Below are 17,644 nucleotides of genomic sequence, written 5' to 3' on the forward strand. Positions count from 1 at the left end.
CACCGGGCGCGGCACGGGGCCGCGCCCGGTGTTTTCGCTTACTCGCTATCGCTTACTCGCTGCGCGCGAAGATCAGATCCCAGACACCGTGACCCAGGCGTTCGCCGCGAGCCTCGAACTGGGTCAGCGGGCGGGGTGGTGGAGAGCCGGGGCGCGGCACGGGGCCGCGCCCGGTGTTTTCGCTTACCCGCTATCGCTTACTCGCTGCGCGCGAAAATCAGGTCCCAGACGCCGTGACCCAGGCGTTCGCCGCGAGCCTCGAACTGGGTCAACGGGCGGGGGTGGTGGAGAGCCGGGGCGCGGCACAGGGCCGCGCCCGGTGTTTTCGCTTACTCGCTGCGCGCGAAGATCAGGTCCCAGACGCCATGACCCAGGCGTTCGCCGCGAGCCTCGAACTTGGTCAACGGTCGGAACTCGGGGCGCGGCACATAGGGCGCGGTCTCGGCGGTGGCGGTATTGCGGTAGCCCGACGCCGCCGCCATCACCTCGGCCATATGCTCGGCATAGTTCTCCCAGTCGGTGGCCATATGCAGGGTGCCACCCACCTTGAGACGGCGGCGAATCAGCTCCACGAAGGCGGGCTGCACGATGCGCCGCTTGTGGTGCTTCTTCTTCGGCCAGGGGTCGGGGAAGAACAGCTGCAGGGTATCGATGCTGTCCGCCGGGAAGCACTCGTCGAGCACCCGCACCGCATCCTCGCGGAACACCCGCAGGTTGGTCAGGCCCCGCTTGTCGGCCTCGTCGAGCAGCTTGCCGACGCCGGGGGCATGCACCTCGATGCCGATAAAGTCGGTATCCGGGTGGGTCTCGGCCTGCTCGATCAGGGAGGCACCCATGCCGAAGCCGATCTCCACCACCCGGCGGGCCCGCCGACCGAAGAGGGCGTCCAGGTCCAGGCGCCCGCCGTCCAGGGTCAGTCCCAGCCGCGGCCAGACCTCCTCCAGGCCACGGGTCTGGGCGCCGGTCATGCGGCCGGCACGCAGCACATAGCTCTTGATTCCACGCTTGTAGAGCGTGTCCTGATTGGCCTCGCCGGCGGCCTCGGCGCCCGGCTCGGGGGTACGTTCGTCGTTCATACGCCTCGTTCGATTCCTGGGTCGGGCTCAGCCGTTGATACGGCCGGCGAAGGGCGAGGAGGGATCGGCGCTCTGGCGGCGCGGCATGCGCCCGGCCAGATAGGCCTGGCGCCCGGCTTCCACCGCCTGCTTCATGGCCTGGGCCATCAGCACCGGCTGGCGGGCATGGGCGATGGCGGTATTCATCAGCACCGCATCGCAGCCCAGCTCCATGGCCATGGCGGCGTCGGAGGCGGTACCGATGCCCGCGTCCACCAGCACCGGCACCTCGGCCTGCTCCACGATCAGGCGGGTATTGTGCGGGTTCTGCAGGCCGTGACCGGAACCGATCAGCGAGCCCAGGGGCATGATGGCGCAGCAGCCCAGGCGCTCCAGCTCCTTGGCCACGATGGGATCGTCGCTGGTATAGACCATGACGTCGAAGCCATCGGCCAGCAGCGCCTCGGCGGCCTTCAGGGTCTCCACCACATTGGGATAGAGGGTGGTGTCGTCGCCCAGTACCTCGAGCTTGACCAGGTTATGGCCGTCGAGCAGCTCCCGAGCCAGCTTGCAGGTACGCACCGCGTCCTTGGCGGTGTAGCAGCCGGCGGTATTGGGCAGCAGGGTATAGCGCTGCGGCGAGATCACGTCGAGCAGGTTCGGTGCCGAGGCATCCTGCCCCAGGTTGGTGCGCCGCACGGCGAAGGTGACGATCTCGGCGCCGCTGGCGTCGATGGCCGCCGCGGTCTCGTCGAAGTCCTGGTACTTGCCGGTTCCCACCAGCAGGCGGGAGCTGAAGGGGCGGCCGGCCACCACGAAGGGCTGGTCGCTGAGTGCTTGAGTCATCTGTTTGGTTTCCTCGATTGGCCGCGGGATCGCAGGGCGTCGGGGCGTCGAATACGGACGCCGCGGGCTTAGCCGCCGCCGATGGCGTGCACGATCTCGACTCGATCGCCCTCGGCGAGGCGCGTCTCGGCATGGATACTGCGGGGGACGATCTCTTCGTTGACCTCGACGGCGATACGCCGCCCGGCGAGTCCCAGGGACTCGAGCAGTTGCTGGATCGTCACCTCGCCATCGAGCGGCTGGGGTTCTCCATTGAGCTGGATCTGCATGGCGTCCTCTCGATAGCAGGATGGCAGGGGCCATATTGTAGCCTGTTCGCCCCGCTCGGGGTACGGTGGCGCCTGCCATGAATGGTTGGGAGACAAGCGATGCGTGATCGCAACTGGTGGCTGCTGGTGGCCGCCTCGGGGACCCTGCTGGTCGCCGCCGGTGCCTTCGGCGCCCATGCCCTGGAGGGTCGCCTGGCGCCGCGCCTGCTGGCGGCCTTCGAGACCGGGGTGCGCTATCAGGCCTGGCACACCCTGGCGATGCTCGGCGTGCTGGCCTGGCGGGCCGCCATGCCGATGGCCGGTCAGCGCCTGGTGCTGGGGCTCTGGGCCCTGGGCATCGCGCTCTTCTCCGGCTCCCTCTATGCCCTGGCGCTGAGCGGCCTGGGCCGCCTGGGCCTGATCACTCCCCTGGGCGGCCTGGCGATGATCGGCGGCTGGCTGGCCCTGGGGGCCTGCGTGCTGCGCGCCGGGCCCGCCCCGGGGCGCGACCGAGAGCGGCGCTAGTCGCTGTCCGGCAGCGCATAGGTGGCGGTCACCAGGGCCACCGGCCCCTCCTCCCCAGCGGAAAAGAGCTGCACCTCGCCCACCGCCAGGCGCCGCCCCAGCTTGACGATGCGGGCATTGGCGATCAGGTCGCGGTCGCCCCGGGCGCGGCGCAGGAAGTGGCAATTGAGGTCGGTGGTCACCGCCATGGGCTCCGGCCCCACCTGGGCGAGGATGGCCACATAGAGGCAGACATCCGCCAGCCCCATCAGGGTCGGCCCGGAGACGCAGGCCCCGGGCCTGAGGTGCTCGTCCTCGATGGCCAGGCTCATGGTGGCGCGCATCTCGTCGACGCCCTCGATGGTGCCCTGGCGCTGGGGAAAGACCTCGTCGAGGAATTCCTCGATGGCGGCGGCGGTCATCACGGTCATGGCGGCGCTCCCTGCGGCTGGCGAAACGGTGGCAAGCGTTGCGCCACAAGATAGCGCAAGGCCGCTCCCGGGCCCAGCCCGAAACCACCAACGCCCCGGGGCCATGAGGCCGCCGGGGCGTTGTACTAGCGGGAGGGCCGATGGGGCTTAGTTGCCGCGCGCCTTGTGCACCGCCCGCCAGTGGTGCAGCAGCGGCTCGGTGTAGCCGGAGGGCTGCTCGAGGCCCTTGAAGACCAGCTCGCTGGCCGCCTGGAAGGCGGTGGAGGCGGCGAAGTCGCGGCTCATGGGCACGTAGGCGGGGTCGCCGGCGTTCTGCTCGTCCACCACCTTGGCCATGCGCTCCAGGGTCTGCTGGACCCGTTCGGCGCTGACCACGCCATGGTGCAGCCAGTTGGCCACGTGCTGGCTGGAGATCCGCAGGGTGGCGCGATCCTCCATCAGGCCCACGTCATGGATGTCCGGCACCTTGGAGCAGCCGACGCCGTGCTCGACCCAGCGCACCACATAGCCGAGGATGCCCTGACAGTTGTTGTCGAGTTCCTGCTGGATCTCGTCATCGGACCAGTTCGGGGCCTCGGCCACCGGCACGCTCAGCAGATCGTCCAGGTAGTCGGGCTCGCCCTGGCTCTCCAGCTCGCGCTGCACCGCCTGGACATCGACCTGATGGTAATGCAGTACATGCAGGGTCGCGGCGGTGGGCGACGGCACCCAGGCGGTGTTGGCACCGGCCTTGGGCTGGGCCACCTTCTGCTCCAGCATGGCGGCCATCAGGTCCGGCATGGCCCACATGCCCTTGCCGATCTGGGCGCGACCGCGCAGGCCACAGGCCAGGCCGATCTGGACGTTATTCCGCTCATAGGCCTGGATCCAGGCGGCATGCTTCATGTCGCCCTTGCGCACCATGGGGCCCGCCTCCATCACGGTATGCATCTCGTCGCCGGTGCGATCGAGGAAGCCGGTGTTGATAAACACCACCCGGGAGGCGGCGGCATGGATGCATGCCTTGAGGTTGGTGGAGGTGCGGCGCTCCTCGTCCATGATGCCCATCTTCAGGGTATCGCGGGGCATGCCCAGCAGGTCTTCGACGCGACCGAACAGCTCGTTGGCGAAGGCCACTTCCCGGGGACCGTGCATCTTCGGCTTGACGATATAGACGGAACCCTCCCGGGAGTTGCGCGGCTCGTCGGCGCCCTTGTGCAGGTCGCGCAGGGCGATCAGGCTGGTCACCACGCAGTCGAGGATACCCTCGGGCACCTCGTTGCCCTCGGCATCCAGCACCGCCGGGGTGGTCATCAGGTGACCCACGTTGCGCACGAAGAGCAGGGAACGCCCCGGCAGGCTCAGGCTGCCGCCATCCGGGGTGGTGTAGCGGCGATCCGGATTGAGGCGACGCACCACCGTCTTGCCACCCTTTTCGAAACGCTCTTCCAGGTCGCCCTTCATCAGGCCCAGCCAGTTGCGGTAGACGCCCACCTTGTCCTCGGCATCCACCGCGGCCACGGAGTCCTCGCAGTCCATGATGGCGGAGAGGGCCGCCTCCATCAGCAGGTCCTTGATATGCGCCGGATCGTCCTTGCCGATGAAGTGCTCGGCATCGAACTGGATCTCCAGGTGCAGGCCATGGTTACCGAGCAGCACCGCCTCGGGGGAGGCCGCCTCGCCACGATAGCCCACCAGCTTGCCGGCATCCTTGAGGCCGGTTTCGCGACCGCCTTCCAGGGTCACCACCAGGTGGCCATCACGGATCACATACTTGACCGCCTCGCGGTGAGAACCGGTGGCCAGCGGCGCGGCGATATCCAGCACGCCGCGGGCATAGGCGACCACCTTGGCTCCCCGCTTGGGGTTGAAGGTCTTGCCCTTCTCGGCGCCGTCGGCTTCGCTGATGGCGTCGGTGCCATAGAGCGCATCATAGAGGCTGCCCCAGCGCGCATTGGCGGCGTTGAGGGCATAACGGGCATTGCTGACCGGCACCACCAACTGGGGGCCGGCCTGGGTGGCCAGCTCGGCATCCACCTTGCTGGTGCTGACCTTGACCTCGGCCGGCACCTCGGCCAGGTAGCCGGTCTCCGCGAGGAAGCGGCGATAGGCCGGCATATCCTGCACCGGGCCCGGGTTATCGCGATGCCAGCCATCCAGCTCGCGCTGCAGGCGTTCGCGCTCGGCGAGCAATTCCCTGTTCTTTGGGGTCAAATCGTGAAAGAGTGCATCGACGCCGGCCCAGAAGGCCTCGGCATCGATACCTGACCCCGGCAGGGCCTGTTCATTGATGAAATGGTCCAGCTCGCTGGCCACCTGGAGACGGTGGCGAGTGACTCGGTCGGTCATGGGGCCTCCTGATGCGCTGCAGCCGGCCGGCACCGCCGACTGCTTGTCGTTATCTTAAATACGAAACCGGCATATATTTGTGGAAATACCTTCCATATGCTACCCGATTTTGGGCGCCTGGTCTGCCCGCCTCGACCAAATGATGAATCCCCCCTGCCAGCAATATGGCCTGGGAGGGCTCATGACGCTAGGATTGGTGCCTGACGGGAGGCCATCATGACCGATTTCACGCCCCTCACCACCCTGGGCCCCATCACGCCTGCCGGCCAGACACCGCAGGCCATGCCGCACCTGGAAGACTATCTCGTCCACTACCGCCTGATGCCGCTGCTCAAGGATCGCATCGGGCTGCATGTGGGCTATACCGAGGCCGATCCCTTCCGCCTCTGGACCCAGGTGTGGAGCCCTCCCCACCCTCGCGGCACCGCCTTCGTGGTACATGGCTATTTCGATCATCTGGGCCTCTATCGCCACCTGCTGGAGCGCCTGCTGGACGGTGGCTGGCGGGTGGTGCTCTGGGACCTGCCGGGCCACGGTCTCTCCACCGGGCGACGCGCCTGCATCGATGACTTCGACGACTACGGACGCTGCCTGGCCGCCCTGCAACGGCGCCTCAGCCTGGAAGGCCTGGCCCCGCGCCCCTGGGTGGGGATCGGCCAGAGCACCGGCGCCGCCGTCCTCGCCACCGACGCCCTCGACCGTCAGGCCGAGAGCCAGTGGGCCGGCCTGGCCCTGCTGGCGCCCCTGGTACGCCCCTGGGGCTGGAACCAGTCCAGCTGGCTGCACCTGGTGGCCAGCCCCTTTATCCGCAGCCTGCCGCGCAAGTACCGGGCCAACTCCAATGATGCGGACTTCACCGCCTTCCTCCGCGACCAGGACCCCCTGCAGCCGGATCGCCTCTCGGTCAACTGGATCAGCGCCATGCGACGCTGGATCCCGCGCCTGCTGGCGCTACCGCCGGCGCAACTGCCGGTGTTGATCCTGCAAGGCGAGCAGGACCTGACGGTGGACTGGCAGTGGAACCTGGATATCCTGGCGCGCAAGTTCCCCGACGCCGAGATTCATCGCCATCCGGAGGCTCGCCATCATCTGGTCAACGAGACGGCGCCGATCCGCGAGACGCTGTTCGATGAACTGGACGGCTTCCTGGCCCGTCGCGAGTCCCCCCGATGAGACGCCTGGCGATACTGCTGACGCTCACCTTGCTGACGGCCTGCGCCAGCCCGCCGGATCGTCCCACCCAGCTGCGTCAGGCGCTGCTGGGGCTCGGCGAGGACGCCAGCCGGCTGCTGATGGAGGAGCCGGCCTGGGAGCTCGAGGCCCGAGAGATCGTCTTGCTGCTGTCCAGCACCGAGGTGGATAGCGCCCTGCCCATCGGTGCCGAGCGCTTCGCCGAGAGCCTGACCCGGGCCCTGCTGGCCTACCCGGATGGCCCCCAGGTGATCGACTGGCAGCCGCAGGCCAGCCAGGCGGCGACTCCCGCCGGCCAGTGGCTGCTGGATGCGCGCCTGGCGGCCGACGGCCCCGAGCTGCGGCTCTCGGACCGCGCCCTGCTCCCCTACCGGCTGGAGCTTGGCCTGCGGCGGCCGGGTGACACCCGGCCACGCTGGGAGCGAACCCTCAGCGGCGCCTTCGATGCCGATGCCCTTTAGTCATTACCGACGCGTCACGCCTTACTGGCGACCCAATAGACGCTCCAGCTGCCGATAGCCGATGGCCTCCAGCAACTGATCGCGGCCGGGACGCCCGAGCCCCTCCAGGTCCGCCAGGGTCAGGGCCACCCGCAGTACCCGATGATAGGCCCGGGCCGAGAGATGTAGCCGCTCCAGGCTCTGGGCCAGCCAGGCACGATCCGCCGTGCTCAGCGCACAGGCCGCCTCCAGGGCCGCCACGGGGAGGGCGGCATTGAGGCCGCCCCGCTCCCGCTGACGCCCCCGGGCTGCCACCACCCGCTCCCGCACCCGTGCCGAGGTCTCCGCCGTCGTCGCCGCCGTCAGCTGCTCGGCGGGCAGGGCCGGCACCTCGACCTGCAGATCGATACGGTCGAGCAGGGGCCCCGAGAGGCGTGACTGGTAGCGCTGTACCTGCCCCGTCGTGCAGTGGCAGTCGCGGCGGGCATCGCCCAGGAAGCCGCACGGACAGGGGTTCATGGCCGCCACCAACTGGAAGCGACTCGGGTAGCGGCGAGTCACCCTGGCCCGGGCCAGGTCCACCCGCCCCGACTCGAGGGGCTGACGCAGCACCTCCAGCACGCTGCGGTTGAACTCCGGCAGCTCGTCGAGGAAGAGCACGCCATGGTGCGCCAGGGAGACCTCGCCGGGGCGCGGCGAGGAGCCGCCCCCCACCAGGGCCGCGGCGCTGGCGGTATGGTGGGGCGCACGAAAGGGTCGAATGCCCCACCCCTCGAGCGGCGCTTCCCCCGCCACCGAGCGGATCGCCGCCAGCGCCAGCGCCTCGTCCTCGTCCAGGGGCGGCAGGATGCCCGGCAGACGACTGGCCAGCAGGGTCTTGCCGCTGCCCGGCGGCCCCACGAAGAGCAGGTTGTGGCCACCGGCGGCGGCCACCTCCAGGGCGCGACGGGCCTGGGGCTGGCCGCGCACCTCGGCCAGGTCGGCGACCTCGAGACACGCCGGCTCGGGCTGGCTGGGGGGCTGGGGCGTCAGCGGCTCGCGCCCCCAGAGGTGCGCCGCCACTTCCAGCAGATGCGCTGCCGGCAGGACTTCCAGGCCCTGCACCAGGGCCGCCTCGGCGGCATTCTCCCGGGGCAGGATCAGCCGCCGCCCGGCGCGCTTGGCCGCCAGGGCCGCCGGCAGCACCCCGCCCACCGGACAGAGGCGACCATCCAGGGCCAGTTCTCCCAGGCTCTCCAGGTCGGCCAGGGCGTCGGCGGGCAGCTGGCCGGAGGCGGCGAGGATGCCCAGGGCGATGGGCAGGTCGAAGCGCCCGCCCTCCTTGGGCAGATCGGCGGGGGCCAGGTTGAGGGTAATGCGGCGGGTGGTGGGAAACTCGAAGTTGGCATTGAGCAGGGCGCTACGCACCCGCTCGCGGCTCTCGCGAACGGCGGTCTCCGGCAATCCCACCAGGGTAATGCCGGGCAGGCCATTGGCCAGATGCACCTCCACCCGCACCTCCGGGGCCTCCAGCCCCAGGGCGGCACGGGTGGTAACGATGGCCAGCGTCATGACTCGTCCCTGAGTAGTCGAGAATTCCTTAACCCTAGCTCAGGGACGCCAGGACGACACTCAGGCCCGGGGTGGCGTCTCGTCCTGCGTCTCGCCACCGCCGGCGTCTTCCGCCGCCGGCGAGGGTGAGGCATCCCGCGCCTCCGCCTCCAGCCGCGCCTGGAGCAGGCGCTCCAGTTCGGCCACCTGCCCCTCCAGGGCCTCGACCCGGGAGCGGGTGCGCTGCAGCACCTCCATCAGGATGTCGAAATCTTCCCGGGAGACCAGCTCCAGGCGATCGAAGGCGCCCTTGACCACCTGCTGCACGCTGCGTTGCAGCTCCTCCGGGGCCTGGGAGGCCCCCTGCAGGCGCTCGCCCAGTTGCTGGGCGAGACGCCCGATTCGCTCGTTGTTGATCATCGCCGATCGACTCCTGAAAAAAACGCCATGAACTGCCCTACAGGATACGCAAGCCACGGCCATCACGCATGCGCCGCGAGGATGCACCACCCCGGACGGCGAGCACCAGCCTGGTGCATCCCGGCGCGCCATTATCGTCCCCCCGGCGCCACAAGAGCCAGACAGGCGACTGCTTTACAAGGAAAAAACCTACAGTTGGCATGCTTTACGCACTAGCTAAGGCAGGCAGTCGCCTGCTGCACGCCAATGACAACTTCGCTGTAGGGAGACCGGGATGAAACTCATCACCGCCATCATCAAGCCCTTCAAGCTCGACGACGTCCGCGAGGCCCTGGCCGACAACGGCGTTCAGGGCATCACCGTCACCGAGGTCAAGGGCTTCGGCCGCCAGAAGGGCCATACCGAGCTGTACCGCGGCGCCGAATATGTCGTCGACTTCCTGCCCAAGGTCAAGGTCGAGGTGGCCGTCGACGATGCCCGCGTCGAGACGGTGCTGGACGCCATCCGTGGCGCCGCCAACAGCGGCAAGATCGGTGACGGCAAGCTGTTCGTCACCAGCCTGGAGGACGTGATCCGTATTCGCACCGGTGAGCGTGGCGCCGACGCCGTCTGAGTTCGCCCCTCTTTCCCCTTCCAGCCAGCCCGACTGGCTCAGGAGTTACGACCATGACCGATCTAGTAGAGCTGAGTTACGCGCTCGACACCTTCTATTTCCTGATCTGCGGCGTCCTGGTGATGTGGATGGCCGCCGGCTTCTCCATGCTCGAGGCGGGCCTGGTGCGCTCCAAGAACACCGCCGAGATCCTGACCAAGAACATCGCGCTGTTCGCCATCGCCTGCACCATGTACCTGCTGGTGGGCTACACCCTGATGTACTCCAGCAGCGAGGGCGGCGTGCTGCCCAGCCTCGGCTTCCTGCTGGGCGGCGAGAACAGCGCGGACGCGGTGCTGGCCGGTGGCGATGACGCCCCCTACTACTCCCTGCGTGCCGACTACTTCTTCCAGGTGGTGTTCGTGGCCACCGCCATGTCCATCGTCTCCGGGGCCGTGGCCGAGCGCATGAAGCTGTGGGCCTTCCTGGCCTTCGCCGTGGTGATGACCGGCGTCATCTATCCGGTCTCCGGCTACTGGACCTGGGGCGGTGGCTGGCTCTCCGCCGCCGGCTTCTCCGACTTCGCCGGCTCCGGCATCGTGCACATGGCGGGCGCCGCCGCCGCGCTGGCCGGCGTACTGATCCTCGGTCCGCGCAAGGGCAAGTACGGCAAGGACGGCAGCATCTACGCCATCCCCGGCGCCAATATGCCCCTGGCCACCCTGGGCACCTTTATCCTGTGGATGGGCTGGTTCGGCTTCAACGGCGGCTCCGAGTTGAAGGTCTCCGACGTGGACTCCGCCAACAACGTGGCCCAGGTGCTGGTCAACACCAACGCCGCCGCCGCCGGCGGGGTGATTGCCGCCCTGATCATCGCCAAGCTGTGGTTCCGCAAGGCCGACCTGACCATGGCCCTGAACGGCGCCCTGGCCGGCCTGGTGGCCATCACCGCCGAGCCCCTGGCGCCCTCCGCCCTGGGCGCGACCCTGATCGGCGGCCTGGGCGGCGCCATCGTGGTGGCCGCCATCGTCGGCCTGGACAAGCTGAAGATCGACGACCCGGTGGGTGCCATCTCCGTGCACGGCGTGGTGGGCATCTGGGGCCTGCTGGCGGTGCCGCTGACCAATGGTGACGCCACCTTCGGCGCCCAGATCCTCGGCATCATCGGCATCTTCGTCTGGGTCTTCCTGGCCAGCCTGGCCGTGTGGCTGATCATCAAGGCGGCGATGGGCCTGCGGGTCAGCGAGGAAGAAGAGTATGAGGGCGTCGACCTGGCCGAGTGCGGCCTGGAGGCCTACCCCGAATTCACCGTCGCCAAGGTGCGTGGCGGTGGCAGCGGCCGCCCCCAGAACGACGGCCTGAGCCAATCAGCGCGTCTGTCGACGCGAACCGAGTGAGCTGGCGTGCTCCCCTGGCCCCTTCGGGGGCCTTTTTTCTTGGTGTATGCTTGTGCCAAGACCGGCAACCGCCGACCGACCCTTAGATGCGAGGAGACAGACCATGAAGCTGGTGACCGCCATCATCAAGCCGTTCAAGCTCGACGACGTTCGCGAGGCACTTTCCGAGATCGGCGTACAGGGCATCACCGTCACCGAGGTCAAGGGCTTCGGTCGGCAGAAGGGCCACACCGAGCTCTACCGGGGCGCCGAGTACGTGGTCGACTTCCTGCCCAAGGTGAAGCTGGAAGTGGCCGTGGACGACGCCATGGCCGAGCAGGTGATCGATGCGATTACTCAGGTGGCCAATACCGGGAAGATCGGCGACGGCAAGATCTTCGTCTCCGCCCTGGAGCAGGTGATCCGGATTCGTACCGGCGAAACCGACAAGGACGCCGTATAAGCTGGAAGCTGGAAGCTGGAAAACAGCCTAATATAAATCGCCCCCATGGCTAGGCCATGGGGGCGATTTTCTTCCAGCTTCAAGCTTAAGGCTTCGAGCTCCGGACGCAGTCCGGACGGCTCCCGGCGCCGCCGGGAATTACTTCTCGACGAAGGCGCGCTCGATCACATAGTCGCCGGGCTCACCCATGCGCGGGGAGATCTTGAAGCCCAGGTCGTCGAGCAGGGCGCTGGTCTCGTCGAGCATGGCCGGGCTGCCGCAGATCATGGCGCGATCCTGCTTGGGATCGATGGGCGGCAGGCCGGTATCCTCGAACAGCTTGCCGTTGCGGATATGGTCGGTGAGGCGGCCCATGGTGTGGAACTCTTCCCGGGTCACGGTGGGGTAGTAGACCAGCTTCTCGCTGATCTCCTCGCCCAGGTACTCGTGGGCCGGCAGTTCCTTGGTGATGAAGTCGGCGTAGGCCAGCTCGCTGACGGTACGCACGCCGTGTACAAGCACGATCTTCTCGAAGCGCTCGTAGACCTCGGGGTCCTGGATCAGGCTCATAAAGGGCGCGAGGCCGGTGCCCGTCGACAGGAAGTAGAGGTTGCGCCCCGGCAGCAGGTCGTCGGTGACCAGGGTGCCGGTGGGCTTGCGGCTGACCATGATATGGTCGCCCACCTTGAGGTGCTGGAGCCGCGAGGTCAGGGGGCCGTCCGGCACCTTGATGCTGAAGAACTCCAGGTGATCCTCGTAGTTGGGGCTGGCGATGGAGTAGGCGCGCATCAGCGGCTTGCCGTCCACTTCCAGGCCGATCATCACGAACTGGCCATTCTTGAAGCGCAGGCTACGCTCCCGGGTGGTGCGGAAGCTGAACAGGGTGTCGTTCCAGTGGTGGACGCTCAAGACTTCTTCCGAGGCAAACTTGCTCACGACCGACTCCTTCTCATATTCGATTAGCGCATAAGGCGACCAAGCTGATCTTTGTGCTAATTCTAAGAGCCGGCCTCATATCTGTTAAATGGATTGTATGGATAAAGCTTATCTATAATACAGATAAACGAGTCCGCCGAGTGAATCGACCATGCGCTATACCCTGCGTCAGTTAGAGGTCTTCGTGGCCGTGGCCCAGCACGAGAGCGTCTCCCGGGCGGCCCGTGTCCTGGCCCTCTCCCAGTCGGCGGCCAGCACCGCCCTGGCGGAGCTGGAGCGCCAGTTCGACTGTCAGCTGCTGGACCGTATCGGCAAGCGCCTCAAGCTCAATGCCCTGGGCTTCCAGTTGCTGCCCAAGGCGGTGGCGCTGCTCGACCGCGCCGAGGAGATCGAGGAGCTGCTGCGCGGCCAGCACGGCGTCGGCTCCCTGGACGTGGGCGCCACCCTGACCATCGGCAACTACCTGGCCACCCTGCTGATCGGCGATTTCATGCAGCGCCATCCGGGCAGCCGGGTGCGCCTCTCGGTACGCAATACCCAGAGCATTATCGAGCGTATCGTCCAGCACGAGCTGGACCTGGGGCTGATCGAGGGGGATTGTCAGCACGAGGACCTGGTGATGCAGTCCTGGGTGGAGGACGAGCTGGTGGTGTTCTGCGGCCCCGAGCATCCTTTGGCGGGGGGCGAGGCGGTGCCCCTGGAGCGGCTGATGCGCGAGGCCTGGATCATGCGCGAGCCGGGCTCCGGCACCCGCCTGACCCTGGAGCACGCCGCCCGTCATCGCCGCGGGCGCTTCAATACCCTGCTGGAACTGGAGCATACCGAGGGCATCAAGCGCGCCGTGGAGTCGGGGCTGGGCATCGGCTGTGTATCGCGGCTGGCGCTGCGCGACGCCTTCCGCCGCGGCAGCCTGGTGCCCATCACCACCCCGGAGCTGGACCTGCGCCGCCAGTTCGCCTTTATCTGGCACCGTCACAAGTACCTGACCACCGGGATGCGCGAGTTCCTCAAGCTGTGTCGGCAGTTGACCGAGGGCGTCGAGCGCAGCGACCAGATCGCCCTGCCCTATTACCCCTGAGCGCAAGAAATCGAGCCCCAGGCGAATGATTATCGTCGTCCTTCCCATTGAGGCCCGGGGCTTTCCTGGGGGCAGGCACTCCGCAAAGACGCTGTGAATCCTTCCCTGGACGCTCGACTTTTTCGTCCCTGAAAAAGACGCTTTGCTCCGACCTGCCCCCAGCGCCCCTTAGCCATCCCAACTAGGCCAGCCGATCAGGCACTAAACCCACCTAGGATCAGGCCGGCTCGGGGAGCCGCCGTGGCGCCTCCTCGGGGGCCGCCAGCGCTGCCGCCGACGGGGCCTCCATGCGCAGGGTAAAGCCGCCGACGATCGCGGCCAGGCGGTCCGCCTGCTCCTGGAGATGGCCGGCGGCGGTGGTGGACTCCTCCACCAGGGCGGCGTTCTGCTGAGTCATGCCGTCCAGCTCGGTGACCGCCACATTGACCTGGCCGATGCCGTCGCGCTGCTCGCCGGCGGCGGCGTTGATCTTGCCCAGCACGTCGGTGACCCGGGTCACGCTGGCGACGATCTCCTGCATCGTCTCGCCGGCCTGGGCCACCAGGCTGGTGCCATCCTTGACCCGGCTGTCCGAGGCCTCGATCAGCGCCTTGATCTCCTGGGCCGCGGAGGCCGAGCGGCTGGCCAGGTTGCGTACCTCGCCGGCCACCACCGCGAAGCCGCGGCCTTGCTCGCCGGCTCGCGCCGCCTCCACCGAGGCATTGAGCGCCAGCAGGTTGGTCTGGAAGGCGATGCCGTCCATCACGTTGACGATCTCGGCGATCTGCCGCGAGGAGTCGCCGATGGCGTCCATGGTGGTGACCACTTCGCCCACCACCTCGCCGCCCCGGGCCGCCACCCGGGAGGCGGAGAGCGCCAGCTGGTTGGCCTGTTGGGCGGAATCGGCGGTCTGCGCCACGGTGCCGGTGATCTCCTCCATGGAGGCGGAGGTCTGCTGCAGGCTGGAGGCGGCGCTATCGGTGCGCCGCGACAGATCCTGACCGCCGCTGGCGATCTCGTTGGCGGCGACGCGCACCGATTCGCTGCTGTGGCGCACCTCGACCAGCACATCGTGGATCTTGTCGGCGAAGGCGTTGAACTGGGTGGCCAGCTGGGCCCCCTCGTCGCGGCCCTTCACCGGCAGGCGCTGGGTCAGGTCGCCATCGCCGGAGGCGATCTCCTGCATGCGGCCCGCCAATTCACGCAGCGGCCGGGCGATACGCCCGCCGACCCAGGCCAGGGCCAGCAGCCCCAGGGCCGCCAGCAGGGCCCCCACCAGGCTCATGCCCAGGGCGTCGTGGCGGCGCTGCTCGGCGAGCACGCCCTGCAGGGCATTGAGCTCGGCCAGCACCGCCGACTCCGGCAGGCGAATGGCCAGGGTCCACTGGGTCGGGGTATCGCCGATGCGAAACGGCAGGTAGCGCTCCAGCAGGCCATCGGCCTCGACGCCGACCATCTCGCCATCGCGCCGGGCGGCGGCCAGATGCCCGGCCACCCGCTCGCCCATCACCGCCGCGGCGGGTTCGCCGAGACGCTCGGCCGCCCCGGTATGGGCCACCACGCCGCCGCCGGCGGCCACCAGGGCCATCTCGCCGGCGCCGTCGTAGAGCTCGGCATTGGCCGCCTCCAGCAGGCCCTGGATAAAGTCCACCGAGAGGTCGGCACCGGCCACGCCGCGGAAGTCCCCGTCCACCATCACCGGCACATTGAAGGAGGTGACCATCAGGGTCTGGTCGCCGAACTCGTAGGCGGCCGGGTCGATGATGCAGGGCGCCTCGTTCTCCCGCACGCAGAGGTAATACTCCCCCTCGCGGATACCACTGGGCAGCAGCGCCTCGCTCTCCATATCGCCCAGTGGCAGCACGTCGATGGCACCATCGGCGTCCCGGTACCACCAGGGCATGTAGCGGCCCGTCTCCGCCTCGTAGCCATCCGCCTCGCGCCCCGCATGGAAACGATCCACGTCGAAGGCATCGGGCTCCCAGCCGATATAGACGTCGACCAGGTCGGGGTAGGCCGCCAGGGTCTCGCGCAACAGGGTGGAGAGCTCGTCCCGGTCCATCCACAGCAGGGGCCGCCCCTGGGCGTCTTCACGCCCCATCAGGGCATTGGTCTGGGCGAGCATCTCGGCGACACGCAGTGGCTCCTCGAGGCGCCGCTGTACTTCCACCGCCTGGGACTCGGCCAGTACCGCCAGGCGCTCATCGACGGCGCCCTCCAGCAACCCCTGGGTATGGGTCGCCACCGTCTGCTGGGTACGCGACGAGGCGATCAGCGCATAGGCCACCAGGGCCAGGGCCACCACCAGCAGGCAGGCGCCGGCCAGGGTCACCACGAACCAGCGCAGAGATTTAAAATGCATGGTGCTCCAACTCCTGAGAAGACGCCGTCTCCGCCGAGGCCCTGGGCAGGCTCATTGGGTCGGAGGCGGCTGACTGGGAAAGGGTAAAGGCGCCGACGGCCTGGGCCAGGCGATCGGCCTGCTCCTTGAGCCGTTCGGCGGCGGTGGTGGACTCCTCCACCAGGGCGGCGTTCTGCTGGGTCATGCCGTCCAGCTCGGTGACCGCCACATTGACCTGGCCAATGCCGTCGCGCTGCTCGCCGGCGGCGGCGTTGATCTCGCCCAGCACGTCGGTGACCCGGGTCACGCTGGCGACGATCTCCTGCATGGTCTCGCCGGCCTGGGCCACCAGGCTGGTGCCGTCCTTGACCCGGCTGTCCGAGGCCTCGATCAGCGCCTTGATCTCCTGGGCCGCGGAGGCCGAGCGGCTGGCCAGGTTGCGTACCTCGCCGGCCACCACCGCGAAGCCGCGGCCCTGCTCGCCGGCCCGTGCCGCCTCCACCGAGGCGTTGAGCGCCAGCAGGTTGGTCTGGAAGGCGATGCCGTCCATCACGTTGACGATCTCGGCGATCTGCCGCGAGGAGTCGCCGATGGCGTCCATGGTGGTGACCACTTCGCCCACCACCTCGCCGCCCCGGGCCGCCACCCGGGAGGCGGAGAGCGCCAGCTGGTTGGCCTGCTGGGCGGAATCGGCGGTCTGCGCCACGGTGCCGGTGATCTCCTCCATGGAGGCGGAGGTCTGCTGCAGGCTGGAGGCGGCGCTATCGGTGCGCCGGGACAGGTCCTGGCCGCCGCTGGCGATCTCGTTGGCGGCGATGCGCACCGACTCGCTGCTGTCGCGAATGGTCAGCATCACCGCCTCCATCTTGGCCACGAAGCGATTGAAGGCCTGGGCGATCTGTGCCACCTCGTCCTGGCCCTCCTCCGGCAGACGCCGGGTCAGGTCGCCCTCGCCGCTGGCCACGTCCTGCATGGCATCCCGGGCCAGTTGCAGGCGGCGGAACACCACCTTGAGCAGGGCCCCCAGCACCAGCACCGCCCCCAGGGCCACCAGCACCAGGGTCAGGGCCGAGGTGCCGAGGATCGCTCGCAGGCCGGCGGTGGCCTCGTGTTCGTCCAGGGCCACCACCAGTTGCCAGTCGGTGCCGGCGATGCCACGGCTGCCCAGCAGCCGATCCCGCCCCTCCAGGCTCAGCGCCGGCGGCGCCTCGGCACCGGCCAGCTCCTCCAGGAAGGCGGTATCCAGGGTCGGGTTAAGGCGCGTGGAGGGCTCCAGCGCCAGGCTGGGGTCCGGGTGGGCGATCAGGGTACCGTCGCCGGCCACCAGGAAGGCGAAGCTCTCCGGCGAAGGCCGGATCTCGGCCACCCCCTCGACGATGGTATCGATGACGATATCACCGCCCAGCACGGCTTCCAGACGCCCCCCCTGGTAGAAGGGGTGGGCGATGGTCACCACCAGTTGGCCGGTATTGGCATCCACATAGGGCAGGGTGACGACGGTGTCACCGACCGCCTCGGACCGCCGATACCAGGGCCGCACCCGGGGGTCGTAGTCGGCGGGGGGCACCCAGCCATCGGAGGTCACCATGTCGCCACTGCGGGGATCGGCCACATAAGTGGACAGGAACCCGCCGGAGGCGGCCAGTTGCTGGAGCGAGGCCAGGGGGGCGTCGCCGAAGGCGGCCCCCTCGGCGGCGGCGGCCATGGCCAGGCGCGCCTCGACCCACTCGCCGACGGCCTGGGCATGGCCCTCGGCGGTGGCATCGAGCTGTTGCGCGATCTGGCGTTCGTTATGGGACTGCAGGGTAAAGTAGCTGGCGATGCCATTGATCACCAACGCCAGGGTGATGACCACCACGGCGGCGATCAGGATGCGGGTTCGCAGGGATGTCAACATGCGGGTCTCG

General features: G+C 68.4%; 17 protein-coding genes and 1 pseudogene. 7 read left to right on the forward strand and 11 right to left on the reverse strand.

The window, feature by feature from the left end; genetic code table 11:
• Positions 1-197: 197 nt before the first annotated feature.
• The 4 genes and pseudogenes from NFU04_RS13985 to thiS all read right to left on the reverse strand — a co-directional run.
• A pseudogene (locus NFU04_RS13985) lies at positions 198-299 on the reverse strand (tRNA (guanosine(46)-N7)-methyltransferase TrmB); the annotation flags it as partial.
• A 30-nt stretch (positions 300-329) separates the two neighbouring features.
• The gene (gene trmB / locus NFU04_RS13990; RefSeq protein WP_251310058.1) at positions 330-1,076 is read right to left on the reverse strand and encodes a tRNA (guanosine(46)-N7)-methyltransferase TrmB; all 747 of its coding nucleotides are present in this window, start codon (positions 1,074-1,076) and stop codon (positions 330-332) included.
• Positions 1,077-1,103: 27 nt separating this feature from the next.
• Positions 1,104-1,901, reverse strand: coding sequence for a thiazole synthase (locus NFU04_RS13995; protein WP_251310059.1), 798 nt, complete (start codon positions 1,899-1,901; stop codon positions 1,104-1,106).
• Between the two features lie 68 nt (positions 1,902-1,969).
• Positions 1,970-2,170: a sulfur carrier protein ThiS gene (thiS, locus tag NFU04_RS14000; protein WP_195861346.1), complete on the reverse strand. Its 201-nt coding sequence runs from the start codon at positions 2,168-2,170 to the stop codon at positions 1,970-1,972.
• Positions 2,171-2,269: 99 nt separating this feature from the next.
• Between thiS and NFU04_RS14005 the strand changes: the two genes are divergently transcribed.
• On the forward strand, positions 2,270-2,674 hold the full coding sequence (locus tag NFU04_RS14005; RefSeq protein WP_251310060.1) for a DUF423 domain-containing protein: 405 nt from the start codon (positions 2,270-2,272) through the stop codon (positions 2,672-2,674).
• Here NFU04_RS14005 and NFU04_RS14010 read toward each other — a convergent pair.
• Together NFU04_RS14010 and NFU04_RS14015 are read right to left on the reverse strand one after the other, a co-directional pair.
• A complete protein-coding gene (locus NFU04_RS14010) occupies positions 2,671-3,084 on the reverse strand; it encodes a PaaI family thioesterase (RefSeq protein WP_251310061.1) in 414 nt (137 codons plus the stop codon). The genes NFU04_RS14005 and NFU04_RS14010 overlap by 4 nt on opposite strands.
• Positions 3,085-3,231: 147 nt before the next feature.
• On the reverse strand, positions 3,232-5,412 hold the full coding sequence (locus NFU04_RS14015) for a malate synthase G (protein WP_251310062.1): 2,181 nt from the start codon (positions 5,410-5,412) through the stop codon (positions 3,232-3,234).
• 216 nt (positions 5,413-5,628) lie between these two features.
• On the opposite strand from NFU04_RS14015, the gene NFU04_RS14020 reads away from it, so the two are divergent.
• Positions 5,629-6,585 carry an alpha/beta hydrolase gene (locus NFU04_RS14020; RefSeq protein WP_251310063.1) on the forward strand — a complete coding sequence of 319 codons (957 nt, stop codon included), beginning with the start codon at positions 5,629-5,631 and terminating at the stop codon, positions 6,583-6,585.
• Entirely contained in the window at positions 6,582-7,064 is a 483-nt protein-coding gene (locus tag NFU04_RS14025) for a hypothetical protein (RefSeq protein WP_251310064.1), read from the forward strand. Before NFU04_RS14020 ends, NFU04_RS14025 begins: the two co-directional genes overlap by 4 nt.
• A gap of 21 nt (positions 7,065-7,085) precedes the next feature.
• On the opposite strand, the gene NFU04_RS14030 is transcribed toward NFU04_RS14025, so the two are convergent.
• Complete coding sequence (locus tag NFU04_RS14030) at positions 7,086-8,594, reverse strand: YifB family Mg chelatase-like AAA ATPase (protein ID WP_251310065.1); 1,509 nt, start codon at positions 8,592-8,594, stop codon at positions 7,086-7,088.
• Between the two features lie 60 nt (positions 8,595-8,654).
• Positions 8,655-8,993, reverse strand: coding sequence for an accessory factor UbiK family protein (locus NFU04_RS14035; protein ID WP_251310066.1), 339 nt, complete (start codon positions 8,991-8,993; stop codon positions 8,655-8,657).
• 274 nt (positions 8,994-9,267) lie between these two features.
• Here NFU04_RS14035 and NFU04_RS14040 point away from each other — a divergent pair, with 274 nt between their 5' ends.
• From NFU04_RS14040 to glnK, 3 genes are all read left to right on the forward strand, one after another.
• A complete protein-coding gene (locus NFU04_RS14040) occupies positions 9,268-9,606 on the forward strand; it encodes a P-II family nitrogen regulator (protein WP_198058071.1) in 339 nt (112 codons plus the stop codon).
• A 53-nt stretch (positions 9,607-9,659) separates the two neighbouring features.
• Positions 9,660-10,982 (forward strand): ammonium transporter, encoded by a 1,323-nt coding sequence (locus tag NFU04_RS14045; protein WP_251310067.1) that lies wholly within the window; start codon positions 9,660-9,662, stop codon positions 10,980-10,982.
• 103 nt (positions 10,983-11,085) lie between these two features.
• Positions 11,086-11,424 carry a P-II family nitrogen regulator gene (gene glnK, locus NFU04_RS14050; RefSeq protein WP_146801703.1) on the forward strand — a complete coding sequence of 113 codons (339 nt, stop codon included), beginning with the start codon at positions 11,086-11,088 and terminating at the stop codon, positions 11,422-11,424.
• Between the two features lie 138 nt (positions 11,425-11,562).
• On the opposite strand, the gene NFU04_RS14055 is transcribed toward glnK, so the two are convergent.
• On the reverse strand, positions 11,563-12,339 hold the full coding sequence (locus tag NFU04_RS14055; protein ID WP_251310068.1) for a ferredoxin--NADP reductase: 777 nt from the start codon (positions 12,337-12,339) through the stop codon (positions 11,563-11,565).
• Between the two features lie 151 nt (positions 12,340-12,490).
• On the opposite strand from NFU04_RS14055, the gene NFU04_RS14060 reads away from it, so the two are divergent.
• Positions 12,491-13,417 carry a LysR family transcriptional regulator gene (locus tag NFU04_RS14060; protein ID WP_251310069.1) on the forward strand — a complete coding sequence of 309 codons (927 nt, stop codon included), beginning with the start codon at positions 12,491-12,493 and terminating at the stop codon, positions 13,415-13,417.
• A 217-nt stretch (positions 13,418-13,634) separates the two neighbouring features.
• Here NFU04_RS14060 and NFU04_RS14065 read toward each other — a convergent pair whose 3' ends face one another.
• Together NFU04_RS14065 and NFU04_RS14070 are read right to left on the reverse strand one after the other, a co-directional pair.
• Positions 13,635-15,758 (reverse strand): methyl-accepting chemotaxis protein, encoded by a 2,124-nt coding sequence (locus NFU04_RS14065; protein ID WP_251310070.1) that lies wholly within the window; start codon positions 15,756-15,758, stop codon positions 13,635-13,637.
• Entirely contained in the window at positions 15,748-17,634 is a 1,887-nt protein-coding gene (locus NFU04_RS14070; RefSeq protein ID WP_251310071.1) for a methyl-accepting chemotaxis protein, read from the reverse strand. Before NFU04_RS14070 ends, NFU04_RS14065 begins: the two co-directional genes overlap by 11 nt.
• Positions 17,635-17,644: the final 10 nt, after the last annotated feature.

The organism is Halomonas sp. NCCP-2165 (genome assembly GCF_023708045.1).
Taxonomy (GTDB): domain Bacteria; phylum Pseudomonadota; class Gammaproteobacteria; order Pseudomonadales; family Halomonadaceae; genus Bisbaumannia; species Bisbaumannia pacifica.

What these genes read in the sequence shown, in the direction of transcription:
- thiS (WP_195861346.1), bottom strand. Translation starts at nt 2,170, where the DNA reads ATGCAGATCCAGCTCAATGGAGAACCCCAGCCGCTCGATGGCGAGGTG.
- NFU04_RS14030 (WP_251310065.1), bottom strand. Translation starts at nt 8,594, where the DNA reads ATGACGCTGGCCATCGTTACCACCCGTGCCGCCCTGGGGCTGGAGGCC.
- NFU04_RS14010 (WP_251310061.1), bottom strand. Translation starts at nt 3,084, where the DNA reads ATGACCGTGATGACCGCCGCCGCCATCGAGGAATTCCTCGACGAGGTC.
- NFU04_RS13995 (WP_251310059.1), bottom strand. Translation starts at nt 1,901, where the DNA reads ATGACTCAAGCACTCAGCGACCAGCCCTTCGTGGTGGCCGGCCGCCCC.
- NFU04_RS14060 (WP_251310069.1), top strand. Translation starts at nt 12,491, where the DNA reads ATGCGCTATACCCTGCGTCAGTTAGAGGTCTTCGTGGCCGTGGCCCAG.
- NFU04_RS14040 (WP_198058071.1), top strand. Translation starts at nt 9,268, where the DNA reads ATGAAACTCATCACCGCCATCATCAAGCCCTTCAAGCTCGACGACGTC.
- trmB (WP_251310058.1), bottom strand. Translation starts at nt 1,076, where the DNA reads ATGAACGACGAACGTACCCCCGAGCCGGGCGCCGAGGCCGCCGGCGAG.
- glnK (WP_146801703.1), top strand. Translation starts at nt 11,086, where the DNA reads ATGAAGCTGGTGACCGCCATCATCAAGCCGTTCAAGCTCGACGACGTT.
- NFU04_RS14035 (WP_251310066.1), bottom strand. Translation starts at nt 8,993, where the DNA reads ATGATCAACAACGAGCGAATCGGGCGTCTCGCCCAGCAACTGGGCGAG.
- NFU04_RS14045 (WP_251310067.1), top strand. Translation starts at nt 9,660, where the DNA reads ATGACCGATCTAGTAGAGCTGAGTTACGCGCTCGACACCTTCTATTTC.
- NFU04_RS14065 (WP_251310070.1), bottom strand. Translation starts at nt 15,758, where the DNA reads ATGCATTTTAAATCTCTGCGCTGGTTCGTGGTGACCCTGGCCGGCGCC.
- NFU04_RS14025 (WP_251310064.1), top strand. Translation starts at nt 6,582, where the DNA reads ATGAGACGCCTGGCGATACTGCTGACGCTCACCTTGCTGACGGCCTGC.
- NFU04_RS14070 (WP_251310071.1), bottom strand. Translation starts at nt 17,634, where the DNA reads ATGTTGACATCCCTGCGAACCCGCATCCTGATCGCCGCCGTGGTGGTC.
- NFU04_RS14005 (WP_251310060.1), top strand. Translation starts at nt 2,270, where the DNA reads ATGCGTGATCGCAACTGGTGGCTGCTGGTGGCCGCCTCGGGGACCCTG.
- NFU04_RS14020 (WP_251310063.1), top strand. Translation starts at nt 5,629, where the DNA reads ATGACCGATTTCACGCCCCTCACCACCCTGGGCCCCATCACGCCTGCC.
- NFU04_RS14015 (WP_251310062.1), bottom strand. Translation starts at nt 5,412, where the DNA reads ATGACCGACCGAGTCACTCGCCACCGTCTCCAGGTGGCCAGCGAGCTG.